Consider the following 19,683-nt stretch of genomic DNA (forward strand, 5'->3'; position numbering starts at 1 on the left):
GTTTATCATTATGTTTCAATCCTTGTTCTAATGGAATGTTGATCATAACCAATTAGGGGAGGAAGGGTATGGAAGAAAAGATTTCTTGTTTCAATCCTTGTTCTAATGGAATGTTGATCATAACTTCCATTTTTTTCTATTATATTATTAGGATCAATGTAGTTTCAATCCTTGTTCTAATGGAATGTTGATCATAACTCAAATTCCTCATATTTATCACATAACTTATAATAGTTTCAATCCTTGTTCTAATGGAATGTTGATCATAACAAATTGAGATATAACATTTCCATTACTATCTAATTTAGTTTCAATCCTTGTTCTAATGGAATGTTGATCATAACTTGTTCTTCAACTTCTTCTTTATCTATAGTTGTTTCTTGTTTCAATCCTTGTTCTAATGGAATGTTGATCATAACTTTATTTTTATTTTTTATTGTTATCTTAATACTAATGTTTCAATCCTTGTTCTAATGGAATGTTGATCATAACTGAGGTTGATTTACGACATTTAGATTATGCTATAGAGTTTCAATCCTTGTTCTAATGGAATGTTGATCATAACAGGGAATGAGTCTTTTACACCGCGTGACAGACGTGGTTTCAATCCTTGTTCTAATGGAATGTTGATCATAACAAGTTATTTTTAATTTATTTTTATACTATTTTACTATCGTTTCAATCCTTGTTCTAATGGAATGTTGATCATAACCACTTGCAGATGGTGTACCCCAATCATTCCAACTTGTGTTTCAATCCTTGTTCTAATGGAATGTTGATCATAACCTTGTTAATGACTGACCCTAATGTAGATATAGAAACGTTTCAATCCTTGTTCTAATGGAATGTTGATCATAACCCTCTTTAGTGTCAGGGCTTTCAAATTCTTTTAATTGTTTCAATCCTTGTTCTAATGGAATGTTGATCATAACCCGTTTTTGAACCAGATTCCTATTATAACAGGCCTCATCGACATTTGCTTAGAAAGAAAGTCGCCGATTTTAGACCGTATATCTATACATTTAGCCCTCTTTTCGGCAAAATGCCGCGGATTTTCACCTTCCTTAAAGGCTATCACTATAGAAATTATCAAGGTTCGTATATTTATACATCAATAATTTTACCTCAGAATTACTACCTCTATACCATATATTGACCAATACAACTTTATTCTCCTGCATATTTTCTCCATTATTTAATACATATATTACGATAACAACAATCTCTACATCTTCTCTTATAAGATGTTGCCTTAGGATAGTAACCTTTATCTATTATTTGGATTATTTCTTTTAATATTCTTGCAACCTTTTTAAAATCATTCTGCTCTATCTTAATCTCTTTTAACTTATTATTACTTCTAATATAGACTAAGAAAGCTTTATTCACTTCTATATCATAATTATCGGCAATTAACATACTATACATTACTGCTTGATACTTATGCGTATTGTATAGTCTTCCTTTATCCTTAGCAAACTTATAATCTAAAGAAGCAGCAGTCTCATCTTCTAAAAATAGTATTTCATCAATTATCCCATGAATATTATACTTTTCAGAGCTTAGTTTTTGATCGATTAATTTTCTCTTAACTCCTATCTTCTTTCTTAAATAATCTTTGTTGATTTTAGTCTTCTTATCATGTATTTCTCTGCCTAATTGTACTTTATACCGGCGTTCTTCTCGTTGAGGAATCTTTAAATAGAGCATATAATAAATAAATCGCGGACAGTACATATACTCAATAACTTCCGAAGGAGTAATACTTATACTTTCATTCATAATTATCACCTACAAAAAGAGAGTTTTTAGCTCATTATTAGCCATTGCTTTATCAAAAGCTTGACCTAAAATCTCAATCTTCTTAAAATCTTCTTGGCACATTGGAAACATATAGACCGAATCCTCTTCTTCATTAATCATCTGATCAGAATAAAGCAATAATTCATCCGCAGTTGTCTCCTCTACATTACCTAAGAATACTGACTTTTGGACCCTTTGTAACCCAAGCTCAATAGCTTTTTCAGAAATCTTTCTTCGCGGCCTATCCTCGACAATATCGTAAACAAACCAAACTAACATGATATCCTCCCCCTTATTGAAGCTTAAATCTCATCCTCAATTAACCGATTAGCAATCTTATGCAGATCATATTGAATCGTATCCGCAATTTTTATATCCCGCCCATCATACCGAATCCGTTGGTCAAAATATTCATTTAAGTCTTTAATCAATAACTTCTTTCCCTCTTCATTTAACGTAAAACCACCGTAGATTTCATCAAAGTAAGCTTTACGTACTTTCTTTCTGCTAAATAACTTCATTACTACTCGGTCAATATGGTGTCGATAAGGCTCGATTACATCAAAAACAAAAGATTTTTTGTTATAACCATCAGTATGTAAAATACCAACATACGGGTCTAGCCCAGCAATAATACACGCCTTTTCAACTTTAGAATATAAAACTCCATATCCATAATTCAACAAGCAATTAAATTCATCTTCCGCTGGTCTAAAACTTCTTCCTGAAAATTGATATCTATCAGATATTAAATAGCTTAATCCTTTAAAGTATTTGCGTCCTACATTCCCTTCATATCCCATTAATCTATTTCTGACTTCATCAATAAGTCCTGTAACTTTATTTAACCTACGTTTCATCTCTTCCATTTCTTTAATTAGATTATTAATGTAGTCTTGCTTCTTTTCACTTCTTTTAATCCCTAAATCATGTAAATGATCGATACAATTACTTGCTTTTTGAAGTGCTAATTCTTTAACTAACCGGGTACCTTCTTCGGTCTCAGCTATCTCCAATTGTCGTCTTCTAATATAAGTAGTACTACCTAATTTTGAATGCCAGACCTTACCTACGGAGCGTCCATATTGATCAAGAAACTGAATCTCAATATTATTATCTAAAGCTAATTTAATGGCATCACTACTAACAGCTGCGCCAGTAGTAATCAAAATAGAATCTACCTTTTTCGTAGATATCTTCATCTTCTTATCTTCAGTTTTAAGTTCAAAGCATCCTTTATCGCGATGGAGATAACTACCATACGTATTAATGACTAATTGCATATTTACACCTCAAATGACGATTTGTTAAATGATTTCCTCTTTAAATATCGTTCCAAATCCACGAGCTGTCGATTTACCTAAGCCAATATATTTTGGTAGTGAAACATTAGAATAGAATTCACCAACAAACCCAATCATATCTTCGTTCTTGAATTGTATATCTATCGGTTCTAAATTTGGAACTACTTTTATATCTTCCTCAATCCACCAATCCATTCCCTTAGCAAAAGTTAAGATATTGCCGATTAATATCCTTTTAAAAAATTCTCTCTTTTGATTATCCCCTTGATCTTTTATTTTCTTTAGATACTTTCTGTGATTTTTCTGATTAAGTCCCATCCATGGAGAATAAAATTCATACTTAAATTTTGGCATTTCTAAGCTACTTATTACTTCCAAGTCTTCATCAACTACCTCTAATCTACCTTCTGGTTGAATATATTCTTTTTCTCCTAAAGTCAATTGATTTATATCTAAAAAGTTATTAATTATCAACTCCGCTCCTTTAACTAATCCAATTACTGTTGGCTTGCCGCCAATAATCTTATATTGAATTAGAGGGTAAGCATACCTATAGCTCCCATCTTCCTTATGATTATGGAATAAAACATCTGCAAAGTTATTAGCGAAGAAACCTCGTAACTTATGTCCATAGCGTAATGATAAGTCATCTTCAATATTAAATTGTAAAATAGCTTTTTTAATCTGTGGCATTGTCGATTCTCTCCTTTTAAAAGAAAGTATCTACTTCTGTTTTATCTCTTTTAAATCCTGTTCTTTCATCATAAATCGTTTCATATTGATCAAAATCAACTAAATTAAAAGTATTTTCTAGCTCTTCATCTTCTAACTGTTCCCTAGCTACTTGTGTGGGGATAGTAATTACATAACCTAAAAATTCTCTCTTAATTTCTTCAAATTTAGCTTTACGCTTACTATAGTCGTCAACTCTATTAATCTCCATCTCATTAATACTTCTATACTGCCTCCAAATTTCATGAGCTTTTTCATCCAACTCAATAAATATATTAACCGTCTCAAAATCTTGTTCAATTAGATTAAATACTTCACCTTTTTCATCTTCATCATTCCAAAACGCTTTCTTATACTTTAATTTTTTAATCTTATCTAGTAAATTTATAGAAACATCATTGCTCTTAACATCATCAACCTTTTTAAAATATTCTTTGTTTATTTTAAAGAATTCTTTTTCTTTTACTATATCTGGTAGTTGAGATAATAGCTCATCGGTATTTCTAAGTAATGTTTTTCCATAAATATAACTAGCGTATAATATATCATCATGATCCTCATTAATTAACTTAACTAAGGTCACTACTCCCTTTTTATCAGAATCAAAATTACGATTACACCTCCCACAGGTCTGATTAATAGCATCTAATGGTCCAAAATCACGATAGACCCTATCTAAATCAATATCAACTCCTGCTTCTACCATTTGTGTAGAAATGATAATCTGTCGTTGATTACTATTGCCAATCTTTTTAATCCTCTTCTCTCTTTCTTTAGGCACAATATTACTAGATAAATAGATTGTTTCCCCTTCTATTATCCCGTCTTCTACTAACTCATTAATATATTCATAGATTTCAATTGAAGTCTTAATTGTATTTAAAATAATCAAAAAGTTCTTATTAGAATAATCTTCTAGTTCCCAAATAATGAATTCCTTAAACTCATCTAATGTTTTTTCATCTTTCATCTCTGATAAGTCAAGTTTAATCCGATCAAAAAATTGGAAGTGTTCTCTTTTATTAATAGCTAATTCTTTAATTTCCTTCTCCTGTTCACTATAAATTAACGGCATAGTAGCAGTAATAAATATAAAATAGCAGTCTAATTTATAAGCAATCTCTTGGAGCATTATTTTAACTAACTCCCAATACCTATGCGGAATATTCTGTACTTCATCTAAAAGAATAATTGAATTGGAGATATTATAAAATTTCAGTAAACTTCTATTTTGATTAGAAAAGATAGAATGTAATAACTGCACAAAAGTAGTAACTATAATTTCTGAATTCCAACTTTCAATTAAATGTTTAGATATATCATATTCCTCATCATCGTAATCATCTTTGCTATAACTTTTAGGCGTTAAATAGTGATGTTTAATTAATAAAGAATTATCTACTTGAAGGCCCGTCTTAGAAAACACATCGGTAAAAACATCAAAATTTTGATCGATAATCGAGGTGAAAGGAAGAGTATAAATTAATCTATAATTCTGTCCTACTCTCTCCCGCAACTTTAAGCCAGTTGCCAAAGATGATAATGTCTTTCCGGTTCCAGTTGGAACGTTAATTGATAGAATCCTATCTTCACTTAAATCAGCTGTCATTCCATTTTCTATTACTTCATCATAAATTTTATTTCTCTGTTCATCCATTTTATTCTCAGGTTCATTCCAACCCTTTAATCTCTTATATTTATCAATAACCTCAGAATCAACCTCTCTCCTACTTAATACTAATTCTTCTAACTTATCATAACTTAATCCTTTACTATAAAAGATAGCTTCTGCTTTATCAGAAGAGATAAGGATAGAGTAAATTAAATTAACAATTAAGTAATTGCTTTCTTCTACTAAGATCTTCTTTAATTTTCTTACCTTACGTCTAAATCTATAGCTATCTAACTTATCTTTAAATTCATCAAAAGTAAGGTTTGTAATATCAACCTCAAGACTAACGCGGTCTAATATCTCTTGTAATGATTCTAAAGGTACAGTAACGAACTGTTCTTCTAACAATCGCCAATCTTTAACTCTAATCATATCCCTAAAGTCATTAAGATTACCATGGTGCCGATAAACAATTATCATTCCAAACAAGCTCAATAAACTATCATCTATTAATTCATCCAATATATAATAAGCAAATAAAGCTGATAATAAACTATGGTTACTTTTATTCTTACCTTGTTTGGTTAACTCTTGATATTCTTTACATTTCGTTTTTCCTTTAGTAGACAGCTGTAGTTTCCGTTGAAAGAATTCATTAGCTTTACCAAAGTCATGACTGATTAAAATAACCTTAGTCATCAACTCAATTTCATCTACATTATTAAAATTCAAATTTTTACTTCTAAACTTCTCCATTCCTAACTTATAAACATTATATAAATGATCCTTTAGCAATTTATCTGGATGAGAATATAATTGTCTCATCTCTATTCCTCCTTAGCTATAATAGAAGACACTTTTCACCACTCTCTAACCTGTAATACGCCTTAGGTTTAGCCTTAATCGTTTTCCCGCTTCCTTCAAAAACAATCTGAGCATAATCTATTACTTCCCGGTCTGGCTTCATCTCTAAAGCAACTTTATCAGAATAATATTCTCTATCAGATTGACTAAAATCAATATCTCCTTTATTTAAATAACCACTATCTATCCTCATTACTGTTTTCAAATCTACCCAATCCTCATTATTATCTACCCTATCCGCCTCATACTCACCAACAAACTCAAAATTAGCTAAATTCTCACTTAGACCTAATGATATAGAATATACTGCCTTATGTTCTATCAAATGTTGCTTTAATTTATCATAGATTTCATCAACCTGATGTTGAAAATAAATTCTATACTTCACATCTTTAAGATACTCAGTTTTGATTTGAGTCCGGGTATCTATCCTAGACATTAACTTAGCTTTTTTAGTGTCTATTAAGTTTAAATTGATTCTTGTCTTCTTAATTGGCTTCTTAATTTCAATTCCTATTTGGCATTTTCCTTCTTGAAAAGACTCTAAATATTCTTCTTTATCTAAGCCTAAAATGGCTCCAATTAGTCCATACAGTGTTGTCTTAGGAGGAATAGCAAATGTCAAGGGCGAAGTAGTAGTATAATATTTTTTAAAATGAGCATACTCAGCCCAAATATCAAAGACTAATACCTTATTCATAATTATAACCCCTTTCTAAATATGGGAGATGAACCTAAAGTTCACCTCCCATTATTTAAAATTATAATTTGATTTTTGTAAATTTATCTAAATCTTCAAGCTCTACATCATCTCCATCATTTATAAACTTAATCCGTGGATTAACCAAGTAATCAATACTATCTACTTTATCTTTATTAATTTCCAAAATATCAACTAAAGCCGTTATATCAAGTTTATAATCACTTACGTCTCTAATCTCTTCTTCTCTCTTATCAGTAGCTAGATTAATATATTCTTTTAATTCACCAATAAAGAAGTTCTCTTCACTATAATTTACCTTTAACAATAATCGCGGCGTTTGTCCCATCTTGCTACGAGTAATTAGGTTTTTAGTTCCTTTCCACATTCCTTCGATTAATAGTTCTACATCATCTTCACTTAAATTAGTTTCTTTAGCAGCATTTTCATTTACAATTCCATAAAATCCAATTAATGAATAAGGAACTACATATTCTTCTCTAAATGTCTTCTTACTCTTTCCTGAACCTGAAGCAAAAGCACCAGTCCCTTTAATATACTTTAATTCTACTGGGTGTAAAGAACGTCCCATCTGAAATTGAACTGGTCCGGTATATGTAATTGAATCTCCAGATAGAGGAATAACTCCACCAAATAATCGTACATCAATACAACTTTCTAATACTTTTTCTGGGTCTTCTTTGAAATCTTTAGCTCTCATTTTTCCATCTTGAATCGTTCCATCATCTGCCCCTATTTCCCTTACAAAAATATCCTTATTATCTTCGCCATTATAACCTTTATATTCAAAGAAATAATCCCTAATTGTTCTCTTTAGTCGTACATCAGTAACTAAATTAATACCCGTTTCTTCGTCAATTCTAGGCTTATTAGCATCTAAAGGATCACCGTTAGGATTAGCATCTTTAATATCATATAAAAAGACTAATTCACTTCTTTTATCAACAACACTCATTATTCATCATCCTCCCTACTGTTATTTTCAAACTGAAATTTATGGGCTTGATTCATCCCTGTTACAAAATAAAACGAAAGCTCATTATTAGACACAGCTTCAAAATTACTTTCTAAAATATAATCAGCTATCATTTCTTCTAATTGTTTATAATAATTCTTATCATACTCTTCTAACTTATTAATAATCTCAGAATATAATCTTTTAATTATCTTTTCATTCAACTTCAATCCATTTAATCTTGCCCTAAACGGAGTAGCGCCATCTCTTTCTCTTCTCTGAATATTAAGTAATTTTTGTGCTAATACTCCTTCTAAAAAGACCATTCTCTTTACATTAGAATTTAATACATCAGAATGCTGATCTAAAAAATTATCTATTCTCTTTCGATAGTCACTTTTCACATTTGTCACTCTTATCTCCTCCTCTCCAGTCTCAGATAATAGACATAAGTTCATTAAAAATTTAAGAATCATTAACGCCTTTAGGTTATCATAACTAGTTACTTCATTATTTCTAAACTTCTCCTGTAAATGCGAAATAAATCTATCAATCAGTAATTGATATGAAATTTCCTGTCCTCTAAAGATACTATTAGTAATCTCTAAAAACTGTTTAGTAAAATCAGGCTTATTTATTTGTCCTACATAGAAAAAATTAGAAATTAAGTTAAACTTAAATTCTAAATTAAACATTTCATCTTTTCCTTTTAAACCTTTAAAAACATCTTCTTTATCAACATTTTGCTTAGCTTCAAATATATTTTTAATATATGAAGGAAGCACATCCTCTATATAGAGTAAGATTCTAAAAGCACTATTCTGCTCTTCATAGAACATTAAATTAAAATTAACATAGTTATCAAATTCACTCATTACTTCAAAAATATCATCTTGAGCATTAGTTAAAGCTTCTCTATTATCTTCTTCTAATGACATCTTTCGGCGTTCTTCTAAGTCTTCTAATATATCAAATAATTCTTCTCTATCTATACCATCACTACTAAAAATTGTTTTAGGAATAATAAAGTAATTAATTCCACAAAATCTAGCTGATAAATTTTTTTCTAAATAATCTTTGCCTAAATCTAATGTTTTAGCGCATTCAGGGCAAACAGGATAGTTTTTCCAAGCTTCTCCCCGTTTAAACCCCCCAGGAGTAAAACCTTTCTTATCCAAAGTATAAAAGGCAAAGGTACTAACATAACCATAAGTTCTATCTGCCTCTTGAGAACAGATATAACAAATAGCATTTTCACCAATAGACTCTTTTTCTGCTTTACGATAAGAACTCTTATAGTAAAACTTCTTTTCATATTTTTCCATTAAAGATTGCGTGAAATCTTCAAAATCTCCAACATATCTTAATTTGTCCTTATTATTTTTGAGTCCAATTGTTAGTACAGCATTATCCTCATAATCTATTGCTTCCAATTTATCATAAATACTCTTACTAATTTCATCATTATTGATAATATCATTAATAGATGCTATTATTTCTTCATCTCTTGTTTTACTATCTAATTTTTTACATAGTTTATCTAATGGCCTCTTAATCCTTTTAAAAGTTTTTTCTAAATCAGTTATTTTAGAAGTAGGAGTTAAATCTCCACCTCGAGGACTCCCATACTTATATGCATACTTGTCCAATTTCTGTTTTGTAAACTCTTCAACTCTAATTTCATCAAATTGTACTTCACCATCTTCCTCTTTAAACACAATAACTAATACCGTATTATACTTACCATTAGAATTTGGATTATCTACTACTTGAGATAATAGACTTTCATTTGAATTTTCTTGTACATAATCTCCCATTGCTTTTAATGCTTGAATCACCTTAACACCTCCTCTTAATACTTTATTGATTTTCATTCTTTAAAAGATAATCATTACCTCACACAATAAAAAATAAAACTAAAAAATTAATTTATCTCAACTTTAACCATATTATAACAGACTATGTGGAAGTAATCATGTCACAAATAAGAATAATTTAGTTTTTTGCTAAAATTCTCCTAGCTTCATCTTTTACTCGTTGCTTTAACTCCTCAGGCTTAATAACTTCAACACTACTTCCTAAACCTAATACCCAATTTACAAGATCATCTAACCCAGTCATCTTAGCCCTGAAAATAATAGAATTATCCTCATTAAAAGTTATATCTTGATTTTTAACCCATATTTTTTCACTCACCTTAATTGACATTGAAAAATCAATCTTTAATTCCACATCAAACTTTTCTTCATCATAAACTATCCCTACAGTATCCTCTAAATATTTACCTACAGAAAAGTCTTTAGGTCGTTTAAACTCTTGGTCTAATACTTCTAAAGTCTTTATCCTGGATAGCTTAAACTGTCTAATTGCATCTCTTAACTCGCAATAAGCCATAACATACCAAAAACCTTGATAAATATACATCGCATACGGTCTTATTACTCTAGTATTAAGACCTGAAGTCAGAGAGAAGTATTTAATCTTTACTTTATTCATCATAATTATAGCTTCTTGCATATTACTATACTTTACTTTCTCTTCTTCTAAATCAACATTAGGAATCGAATCTAATACTAAATTCCCTATACTTTCAATATCCTGTTTCTTTTGCAAATTAGAATTTATCTTATCTAAAATTAACTCATATTCATCAATAAACATAAATCCATTTTGTCCTAAATATTCCTTAGCATTCTTTAAAATAGAAAACTCATTTTCATTAATACCTAGATTTAAAATTGTATTATCACGCTCTATATAATAACCCCCATTCCTTCCAGGGATAGATCCTATATAAATTCCTACTTGCTCAAACTCATCTTTATACTGTCTAACCGTTCTAGGTTTAACTTCTAATATTTTAGCTAATCTTTTTGTTTTAGTTTTACCTCTAGATCTTAAGATCATTAACATATTTAACATATTTGCAGCTTTACTCATGATGGCCTCCTCATAAATATGTAAAAATAATTGAATTTTAACTTATATTACAATTAATTGTATATTAATCCATCAATCTCCTTTTTGAAAGCTAATTTATTTTTGCATTTGAGTCCTTGGAAAATGATAAAATCAATATATGTTAAAAACATTAACAACTCTGCAAAGGTATCAAAAATTTTAACAAAAGAGTGCTTTGATGCAAAAACTAAAGATATAATTAAAGCTAGAATTTATAATATCTTACTTATATCAGTTATTTAATTATGTATACTAGTATAATAATCACAGAACACACCGATCATTAGGTTATCTTACCACTTTAGAATATAGGTGTGAATGTCCGAAAAAAACGCCTTAAAAAGAGGTGCCAATCATAACAAAAAAAGACAACCACAATAATATGATTGTCTTTGTATTATTTATTTCGACTTTTAGTATATGTACCTGCTCCCCAACCTCCTAAAAATCCTAGACCAATTTTTAGTACGTCTAGGAATATATCCTTACTATCTTTAGCTAAATAAACAGTTAAAAATACAAATAAAGCTATACTTAAGAGAACATATATTAGTTTGTGATTTTCTCGCTTATTTTTCAAATCAAATTCTCTATCTTCTGTTTTATCAGATATCTCTAATAATTTATCAATATGTTTATCATTGATACTATCAAGAAATTGTGGAGGAAAAGGTGAAGAAGTCATACTCCTTTTAGATATCATTAGTTGCTTTAATACTTTCTCTTCTTCTTCTGGTAATTCTTCTAATATTTCCCCCATCTTTTCAGGGTCAACTTCTTCAGAATCTGAAATATGCTCATCCCCTTTTTCAGTAGTTTCAAATTCTTTAGTTTCTTCATTTTCTTCTGAATTAACCAATACTAGTCCCCCCTAAACATCTTATATATAGTTTTCATTAAATATTTATCTAGTTTTTCTTCAAACTCATTATATATATAGTTTGAAATAATTGTTCTAGATAATATTTTGTATTGATTTTGACTTATCTTTTTTTTATCTAATAAGTTTTTTAAACTTTTAGTTGCTAAAGTTAAATCTTTATTATTAATTTTAATTTCATTATAATTATCTTTCTGTAATTCAAATATATATTTGATATTTTTATCAATATTTTTTAAATCGTTTTTATCAATTATCAAATCCATACATACCCCTCCTCGAAATAAAAAGAATACTGATATAATATTATTATATGATAAACTTAATAATATTACACAACTAATACTCACTTTTTATTTCTCTTAATTCTAGTCTACATAATTTATTCTTAAAAGTCAAGTCAACTTCGGCTTAACCCCCTAATAATGGAGAATATCTTTGTTATACTCAGTCATTCGTAGTTTTTCAATTTATGCAATAAAGGCTTCAGGCTTCAATTTCTTTATTTCTGATAGCTTTATAATAATTGGCTGGTGATTTATCACCAAGACTACCATGTCTATATCTATTGTTATAATAATCCATATAATCGCTTACTACTTCGCCCAAGACTATAACTGCTTTATAGTCTCTATTTATCCACTTTTGAGCAACCTTAACTCTGTCGGTTACTGAGGGTTTGACTGATCCCTCAAATCTCTTAAAATAGCTAGTTCTAGTTCTTTTTCAGCTAATAACTTTTTAAGTTGATCATTCTCAGTACCTAACTTATTTAATCGTTTTTTAATTTCTTTAAATTGTTTGTCTTTATTCTTGGGTAGTGACTTAACAGAACCATTTTTCTTAGCTTTATTAACCCAACTATAAACTGTATTCTTAGAAATATCATGTCTCCTAGCAACTAAAGCAATGTTACCAATTTCTCTACATTCTTTAACGACTTGTGCTTTTAGTTCGTCTGAATATTTTCGTTTAGCCATATTAATTCCCCCTAAATTTGATTATATTTCTATTATACCACTAACACACTTTTTCTCCAATTCTGTTAGGGGGCTATATAGCTCTCTATTATTAGTTTAGATAAAATTTCCTATTCTCCTGCTTATAATTTCATTATTCGCATTTTTTACTCCTCCCTTATGACTAACTACTTTTGATCATTTTAGTATAAACTTAATACATATAACTTAGATAAAAGTTCTTAGTATTCTGCTTTTTACGATATTATTTTTAAAATCAATAGTTATATTTGTTAGTATATTATTTGGTCATAAGTGACTAAGTAATAAGTGTACTTGATTTCTACTAAAAAACTCCTAACTTTTTAACAGTCAGGAGTTTTTTAAATATCATTTCTTTTAATTCTACATAATTTATTCTTATTCTAATTACTTATTTAGCTCTTTTGTCGAGCAAACCTTGCTCCCATTTCAAAAGCTTTCTCACAATCCTTTGGGAATACTTCTTCCTTACGCTTTGCTTTTGCTTCCTCATCAAATGCTGTTGTAACATACTTAGAATAATCTTCGAATTGATAAGTATCGGTCACCAAAAGTGATTCTGATGATCCAAAAATCCTCTCTAACATCATTTCTGTACTCTTAAAGTTTTGTTCATACCCTATTTCTTTCATTTGCTCCTTATTAACGTTCATCGTATAAATAAAACCTGTCAATATCTTCTTTTCTAAAAGGTTAGAGTGTTCCTGATCATACACTAAGTATTGAAATAATAGCCGTTCCAAAAAAGATCTCATTTCTCCAGTGACCCTCCCAAAATAGATAGGAGAACCAAAGATAATGGCATCAGCTTCTTCAGCTTTTTCTAAAACTGGAGTTAGCTCATCTTTTACAGCACACTTTCCATAACTATTACCGTCAATCTTTTTACAAGCAAAACAACTTATGCAACCTTTATAATCTAGCTCATAAAGATGTACAAGCTCTGTCTCTGCTCCTTCGGAATCTACCCCTTCAAGTGCTTCATTAAGAAGTGTTGCCGTATTCCATTCCTTTCTAGGACTTCCGTTGACCGCTAATACTTTCATAGAATATACATCTCCTTTTTATTTTAATTATCAATTATTCCGGAACTCATCCATAATCTCTAAATTATCTTTAATAAGCTCTGGAATCTCAAGATTATAAGGACATCTTTCTATACACTCTTCACATTCTATACATTTCTTAGCTTTTTCGAAGCCTCCATAAATCCAACCTTCTTCATCTGTAATAGCTTCCTTGGGCATCCGCGTGATAAATGATTTAGCTCTAATCACCATTGAAATCGGAATATCCTTGGGACAAGGCTGACAATAGTTACATCTCCGACAGAAGTTTTCTCCTAGTTCTGCTTTAAGCTTTTCCATTACCTCTGCTTCCTCATCTGTATATTCCCATGATCCTTTTGCAATTTCAATATTCTCATTAATTTCTTCAACACTTTCGATACCTGGAATAGGTACTACTCCATCTTGTCTAAGTATATATTTAAGAGTTACTGGAGCATTATCAAGTGCTCCTCCAGCAAAAGGCTTCATCCCAATCATTCCAATATTATTTTCGTGACAATAATCAATCAATTCCTCCTCACACTCATCTTCTATAAAATTATAACAGAGCTGAACCGTATCAAACTCATCGGTCTTTACTAACTTCATAAGTAACTCTGTAGAATGACCAGTTACTCCTATATAATCAATCTTTCCTTCTTCCTGTGCTTTCTTCAAACCTTCTAATGCTCCACCTTCACTCATGCGTTTCTCAAACTTCTCCTCTGTATCAACATTATGTAACTGATAAATATCTATCTTATCTACACCTAAATTTTTGAGACTTTCACCTACATCTGCTAATGCTTCCTCTTTTGTACCTGCTGGTGTCTTAGTCGCTAAATAGATTCTTTTATCTATGCTCTTAAGAGCAGCACCTATCTTTTCTTCACTATCATTATAAAGTCTAGCAGTATCAATAAAATTTAAGCCACCTTCAATTGCTCTATGAATCACTTTTACAGCTTCCTCTTTACTTAATCTCTGAATCGGAATACCGCCAAATCCTAATGGAAAAGTTTTAATTTCTGTTCTTCCTAATTCTCTGTATTTTAATTCCGTCAATATAATTCCTCCTTACATTCGTTTGTATTATTAATTTCTACTTTAATCTAAAATTTCCTTGTTTTAGTCTTGCCCAAAACTTAACTTATTTCTAATGAACCATAAGTTTAGTGCTAATATCCCAACTATCACCGGATAGCTTAATGCCGAATACCATAACTTCCATGCTATTCTTCAATATATCTTCTCTAGTCAACTTATCCCACCTAATCAAAAACAAGATTTAGATGGAGGTTCCTTGCTACATTTTAGATGAATAATCATAAGTTATATTCTGAATACTAATAAAGAACAAGCACAATTAGTAATTATATTTTTTTCTCTGTAATTATTATTAAGGAGCTCTAATATGGACAAATCTAAAAAATTATTACCTCGCCGTCAAAAGGCTTTTATCGGCACAATAAGTGCAACCCAGATTCATTTACGAAACCCATTTGTAGTTGCCTGGTGGTCTGCTGCCTATCCAGGCTTTGGACATATCTTATTATCAAGGCACCTACGAGGATTCTCATTATTCATTTGGGAATTTATTATAAATTATAACGCCAATATTAATCGTGCGATTCTTTATTCGTTTACAGGTAGATTTGAAATGGCAAAAGAAGTGCTTAACACTAAATGGCTCTTACTTTATATTCCAACCTATATCTTTGCTATTTGGGATAGCTATCGTGCAACTGTTGATCTTAATCAAGACTACTTACTTGCCGCAAGAGAAGATGCTGCAATAACGCCATTTAAGATGACTTCCTTTACGATTAATTATTTAGATAAAAGAAAACCTTGGGTAGCAACAGCATGGTCATTCTTGGCACCTGGCACCGGACAACTTTATGACTTACGACTTTTCCCTGCTCTATTTGGTCTCGCTTGGTGGATGGTAAATGTCTATTTTTCTAATCTACTCCCAGCTGTTCACTATTCCTTGCTTGGGCAGTTTTCACAAGCTAAATCGGTTATTGAACCACATTTTTTCTTAAATATTCCTTCTATCCTTCTATTTGCAACGTATGATGCGTATGTAACTACTGTAGAAAGAAATAAATTGTTTGACTGGGAACAGAGTAAATTTTTAAACAAGAATTATCAAGATCAAAATTTTGCAATACCCGTTAATAAAGAAGTTATTAAAGGTGATAACATGTATATTTTCTCTACATTTGAACATTCAAAGCATTTAGAATTAGCCATTACTGCAATCGAAGTGAAAGGTATTGCTAAGGATAAGATTCTTGCTGTGCCTATGGATAAACGAGGAGAAGAACGAAAACTCTTTGATACACTACATAGTTCTGATGGATTAAGTCTATTTGACTTACCTGCTATTTTAGGTACTATATTTATGCTCTTTGGTAGTATCTATGGTTTTGTCCTAAAATGGGGACCTATCTGGTGGGGATTAATCGGTTTAGCTACTGGTGCTCTTTTAGGATTGATCATAAAACTAATCATAACAAATAAATATTCAGAAAGATAGAAGAACAAAAAAGCATCGGAAGTTATTGTAATTATCGAATGTAAAAAAGAAGAGTTAGAAATGATAAAGAATACACTTTGGGAACACTACGCACTTGGGGTTAGAAAATTAGACTTAAGTAAGGGTGATCAAAAATCTTAGAAAAAGGTAAGATATCTCATAAACAGTTACAGTGGTTAATTATTAGTGTTATACTTTCAACGCTTACTCTCTACTTTCCGTCAATTATTATTAAGTATGCAAAACAGAATAGCTGGCTTTCAGCTATTATCGCTACCTTCCTAACATTAATATCAGGATATATCATCACTAAGTTAGATGTTCGATTTCCAAATAAAACAATAGTTGGGTATAGTCCTTTAATCGCTGGCAAAATCTTAGGAAACATCATTAGCCTTATTTATATAATATTCTTTATATCGGTCAATGCTGTCATTATTAGAGAGCTAACTGCAATCTTGAATGGTATCTTTTTGAGTGAAACCCCGATATTAATAATAAGTATATCGATTGCAATAGTTACTGCTTCGGCAGTTCGTAATGGAATTGAAGTTATTTCACGAGTTAATGAACTAATCTTCCCTTCTATCTTACTAATAGGAATTATTCTATTCTTTTTTATTACACCTGAACTAGACTTATCTAATTTCAAGCCAATATTAGCCGATGGATTAAAACCAATTTTAAAGGGAAGCTACTTATTATGGCTCTTTTTATCAGAGATAATTATATTAACTATTATTATACCAACTGTAAAGCAACCACAAAAATCCTTTAAATCAGTATCTACTTCTATCATAGTCTTAGGAATTATGTTTATGGCAACCATATTTGAAATAATCGGTTTATTTGGGATTTACGAAGCAGACAATTTTGTTCTACCATTGTTATCGGTAGTCCGCTATATTGAAGCCTTTGAATTCATTGCTAGAATAGATCCTTTTATAGTAATCATTTGGTTAGGCGCAGGTTTTATGAAGGTTATTGTCTTTTATTATTGTTCATCAATCTCTACTGCCGAATTCTTTAATCTAAAAAGTTACAAACCAGTAATTTTACCCTTAGGAGTTATTCAAGTTGCCTTATCAATAATTCTTTTTGGGAATATTAAAGAGCTATTAAAGTTTGTTTTTGAAGAACTACATTTAATCTTTCTATCTATCGAAGTAGTAATTCCATTAATCTTATTATTAATAGCTATCATTAGGGGCGTAAGTGGAAAAACTGCCTAGATTTGATATAAAAAAACACCCTATTATTAAGGGTGCTTTTAAAGTAATGCTCATCCTGCAAAATTAATCTTATGTTTTACTATTACTCGTAGTACTACATAGACCGGAATTGCAAATAATGCTCCTAATATCCCAAATAATAAGATAGAAATCACGATTACAAAGAGCACAACTAGAGGATGAATATTAAGTTTCTCTCCTTGTACTAAAGGTCGTACTACATTTCCTTCTAAATACTGAGCAATGATTAATACTATAAATAATTTTATCACCACCAAAAGACTAGTAGTTAAAGCAATAAGTAATGCCGGAAGAACACCTAAAGTTGGACCTAAGACTGGAATTAAAGAAGTAACCATCGCTATTAAAGCTAACCCTAATGGATTTGGTAAACCAATAATTAGATAACCAACAAACATTAAGATACCTAGAACGAATGCTACAACTAACTGGGAACTAATATAAGCAGATAAGATCTGATCAATCTCCTCTAACATCTCTTTGGACTCACTCTTATCTTTACCTGGAAAGAGCGCTAAAATTAATTGATAAATCTTATGGTCATCCTTAAGTAAATAGAGTAATACAAATGGAATCATAACTATAATTGTACCTAAGTTAGTTAGCGAAGAAAAAGCTCCCATAAAGTTATAGTTACTTATCTTGTTTAGAAGACCTTGGATAAAAGTAATCAACCTTTGCTGCAAATTGAAATCTTTTAAAAATCCAAGATGCTCATTATTAAAATCAATTATCTTATTAAGACTTTCTCTTGTAATATCATAATTAAGAGAGAAATACTTAACTAATTCTTTAATTTCACTATAGATTATACTTCCGCCAAAATAAATTACAGCACCTATGAAAAGAATGACTATCATAAAAGTAATTAAGATAGCTAAAGTCTTATTTTTGACCTTAGGAATAAAAAACCTCATTATAGGTCGTAATAAATAGTATAGAAAACCTCCTAATAATAACGGGAGTAAAGTAATAGATAATACTTTTGATAACGGATCCATTACATAAGGAATCTGGCCTGCTAAAAATATTATTACTAATATTAAAAGAATACCATAAGCTATTTTAAAAAATCTTCCTTTAAACATGATTTATTACCTCCTTTACTTTAAATTGACAATTAATAAATAATCTGATACATTATAATTATTATATCCAAACAAAGTAACTGATAAAATACATATCTTCAATGAGGTGAAATTAAATTATGTTTATATACGTCTTTTCTATTATTCTCATAGTAGTGGATAGGTTATAATTAATTGTACAGAAATTTCTCGGACATGATATAATAGTAAGATAAAATCAATAATATGGAGGTATATATATCATGCCGAAAAGATATAATGATGAATTCAAAAAACAGATAGTAAGCTTAGTTGATAATGGCAAAAAGATAAGTGAAATAGTCAAAGAATATAATATTTCCAGATCTACTGTTCATAAGTGGGTAAAGGACTTTAATAATTCAGGTTCATTTAAGGCCAAAGACAATAGAACTGATAAAGAAAAAGAATTAATAAAATTACGCAAAGAAAATCAACAGCTAAAGATGGAGAATGATATTTTAAAGCAAGCGGCGCTGATACTAGGACGAAAGTAGCTGTTATTAAGGCAAATAGGAATAAATACAGTATTAGCGCCATGTGTAGAGCATTAAATGTATCAAGAAGCCTTATTTATTATAAGCCCAAGAAAAAATCATCTGACAGTGATCTAGAAAACAAAATTATCTCTATTTTTAAAAAGAGTAGAAATAATTATGGAACAAGGAAAATCAAAAGAAAATTAGCTAAAAAAGATTATAAAGTATCTAGAAGAAGGATTGGCCGTATCATGAAAAAATATGGTCTGGTTTCTAGCTATACTGTCAAACAATACAAGGTTCATTCAACAAAATGTAATGAAGAAAAAATAGAAAATATTGTTGATAGAGAATTTAACAGAGAGCAAACTCTAGATGTTGTAGTCAGTGATTTAACTTATGTAAATGTTAAAGGTAA

16 protein-coding genes, 2 pseudogenes and 1 CRISPR repeat array are annotated in these 19,683 nt (G+C 30.1%); of the genes and pseudogenes, 3 read left to right on the forward strand and 15 right to left on the reverse strand.

Going from position 1 to position 19,683, the window contains the following annotated elements:
* Positions 1 to 12: 12 nt before the first annotated feature.
* Positions 13 to 932: a CRISPR direct-repeat array (repeat unit 37 nt; unit sequence GTTTCAATCCTTGTTCTAATGGAATGTTGATCATAAC).
* Between the two features lie 259 nt (positions 933 to 1,191).
* From cas4 to BM077_RS04555, 14 genes and pseudogenes are all read right to left on the reverse strand, one after another.
* A complete protein-coding gene (gene cas4, locus BM077_RS04490; protein ID WP_089751051.1) occupies positions 1,192 to 1,782 on the reverse strand; it encodes a CRISPR-associated protein Cas4 in 591 nt (196 codons plus the stop codon).
* Between the two features lie 9 nt (positions 1,783 to 1,791).
* Positions 1,792 to 2,082: a CRISPR-associated endonuclease Cas2 gene (cas2, locus tag BM077_RS04495; protein WP_089751048.1), complete on the reverse strand. Its 291-nt coding sequence runs from the start codon at positions 2,080 to 2,082 to the stop codon at positions 1,792 to 1,794.
* Between the two features lie 23 nt (positions 2,083 to 2,105).
* Positions 2,106 to 3,086, reverse strand: coding sequence for a CRISPR-associated endonuclease Cas1 (cas1, locus tag BM077_RS04500; RefSeq protein ID WP_089751046.1), 981 nt, complete (start codon positions 3,084 to 3,086; stop codon positions 2,106 to 2,108).
* Positions 3,087 to 3,110: 24 nt separating this feature from the next.
* The gene (locus BM077_RS04505; RefSeq protein ID WP_089751044.1) at positions 3,111 to 3,800 is read right to left on the reverse strand and encodes a CRISPR-associated endonuclease Cas6; all 690 of its coding nucleotides are present in this window, start codon (positions 3,798 to 3,800) and stop codon (positions 3,111 to 3,113) included.
* Positions 3,801 to 3,816: 16 nt separating this feature from the next.
* Positions 3,817 to 6,276 carry a CRISPR-associated helicase/endonuclease Cas3 gene (locus BM077_RS04510; protein ID WP_089751042.1) on the reverse strand — a complete coding sequence of 820 codons (2,460 nt, stop codon included), beginning with the start codon at positions 6,274 to 6,276 and terminating at the stop codon, positions 3,817 to 3,819.
* 16 nt (positions 6,277 to 6,292) lie between these two features.
* Entirely contained in the window at positions 6,293 to 7,015 is a 723-nt protein-coding gene (cas5b, locus tag BM077_RS04515) for a type I-B CRISPR-associated protein Cas5b (protein WP_089751041.1), read from the reverse strand.
* Positions 7,016 to 7,076: 61 nt separating this feature from the next.
* The gene (gene cas7b / locus BM077_RS04520; protein ID WP_089751039.1) at positions 7,077 to 7,991 is read right to left on the reverse strand and encodes a type I-B CRISPR-associated protein Cas7/Csh2; all 915 of its coding nucleotides are present in this window, start codon (positions 7,989 to 7,991) and stop codon (positions 7,077 to 7,079) included.
* On the reverse strand, positions 7,991 to 9,829 hold the full coding sequence (locus BM077_RS04525; protein WP_176941736.1) for a TIGR02556 family CRISPR-associated protein: 1,839 nt from the start codon (positions 9,827 to 9,829) through the stop codon (positions 7,991 to 7,993). Before BM077_RS04525 ends, cas7b begins: the two co-directional genes overlap by 1 nt.
* 157 nt (positions 9,830 to 9,986) lie before the next feature.
* Complete coding sequence (locus BM077_RS04530; RefSeq protein ID WP_089751036.1) at positions 9,987 to 10,931, reverse strand: helix-turn-helix transcriptional regulator; 945 nt, start codon at positions 10,929 to 10,931, stop codon at positions 9,987 to 9,989.
* 418 nt (positions 10,932 to 11,349) lie between these two features.
* Positions 11,350 to 11,811: a hypothetical protein gene (locus BM077_RS04535; protein ID WP_089751034.1), complete on the reverse strand. Its 462-nt coding sequence runs from the start codon at positions 11,809 to 11,811 to the stop codon at positions 11,350 to 11,352.
* Positions 11,812 to 11,813: 2 nt separating this feature from the next.
* On the reverse strand, positions 11,814 to 12,098 hold the full coding sequence (locus BM077_RS04540) for a hypothetical protein (RefSeq protein WP_089751033.1): 285 nt from the start codon (positions 12,096 to 12,098) through the stop codon (positions 11,814 to 11,816).
* A 301-nt stretch (positions 12,099 to 12,399) separates the two neighbouring features.
* A pseudogene (locus BM077_RS04545) lies at positions 12,400 to 12,812 on the reverse strand (transposase); the annotation flags it as partial.
* Between the two features lie 416 nt (positions 12,813 to 13,228).
* Positions 13,229 to 13,879, reverse strand: a complete 651-nt coding sequence (locus BM077_RS04550) for a flavodoxin family protein (RefSeq protein WP_089751028.1) — start codon at positions 13,877 to 13,879, stop codon at positions 13,229 to 13,231.
* Positions 13,880 to 13,909: 30 nt separating this feature from the next.
* On the reverse strand, positions 13,910 to 14,947 hold the full coding sequence (locus BM077_RS04555) for an aldo/keto reductase (RefSeq protein ID WP_089751027.1): 1,038 nt from the start codon (positions 14,945 to 14,947) through the stop codon (positions 13,910 to 13,912).
* 595 nt (positions 14,948 to 15,542) lie between these two features.
* Between BM077_RS04555 and BM077_RS04560 the strand changes: the two genes are divergently transcribed.
* Together BM077_RS04560 and BM077_RS04565 are read left to right on the forward strand one after the other, a co-directional pair.
* The gene (locus tag BM077_RS04560; RefSeq protein ID WP_218124701.1) at positions 15,543 to 16,427 is read left to right on the forward strand and encodes a hypothetical protein; all 885 of its coding nucleotides are present in this window, start codon (positions 15,543 to 15,545) and stop codon (positions 16,425 to 16,427) included.
* A 191-nt stretch (positions 16,428 to 16,618) separates the two neighbouring features.
* Complete coding sequence (locus BM077_RS04565) at positions 16,619 to 17,659, forward strand: GerAB/ArcD/ProY family transporter (RefSeq protein ID WP_255361649.1); 1,041 nt, start codon at positions 16,619 to 16,621, stop codon at positions 17,657 to 17,659.
* A 50-nt stretch (positions 17,660 to 17,709) separates the two neighbouring features.
* Here the strand turns inward: BM077_RS04565 and BM077_RS04570 are convergent, their stop codons facing one another.
* Complete coding sequence (locus tag BM077_RS04570) at positions 17,710 to 18,768, reverse strand: AI-2E family transporter (RefSeq protein ID WP_089751023.1); 1,059 nt, start codon at positions 18,766 to 18,768, stop codon at positions 17,710 to 17,712.
* A gap of 242 nt (positions 18,769 to 19,010) precedes the next feature.
* Here BM077_RS04570 and BM077_RS04575 point away from each other — a divergent pair.
* Positions 19,011 to 19,683 (forward strand): annotated as a pseudogene (locus BM077_RS04575) (IS3 family transposase); the annotation flags it as partial.

Source organism: Candidatus Frackibacter sp. WG13 (assembly GCF_900114655.1).
Classification (GTDB): Bacteria; Bacillota; Halanaerobiia; order Halobacteroidales; family Acetohalobiaceae; genus Frackibacter.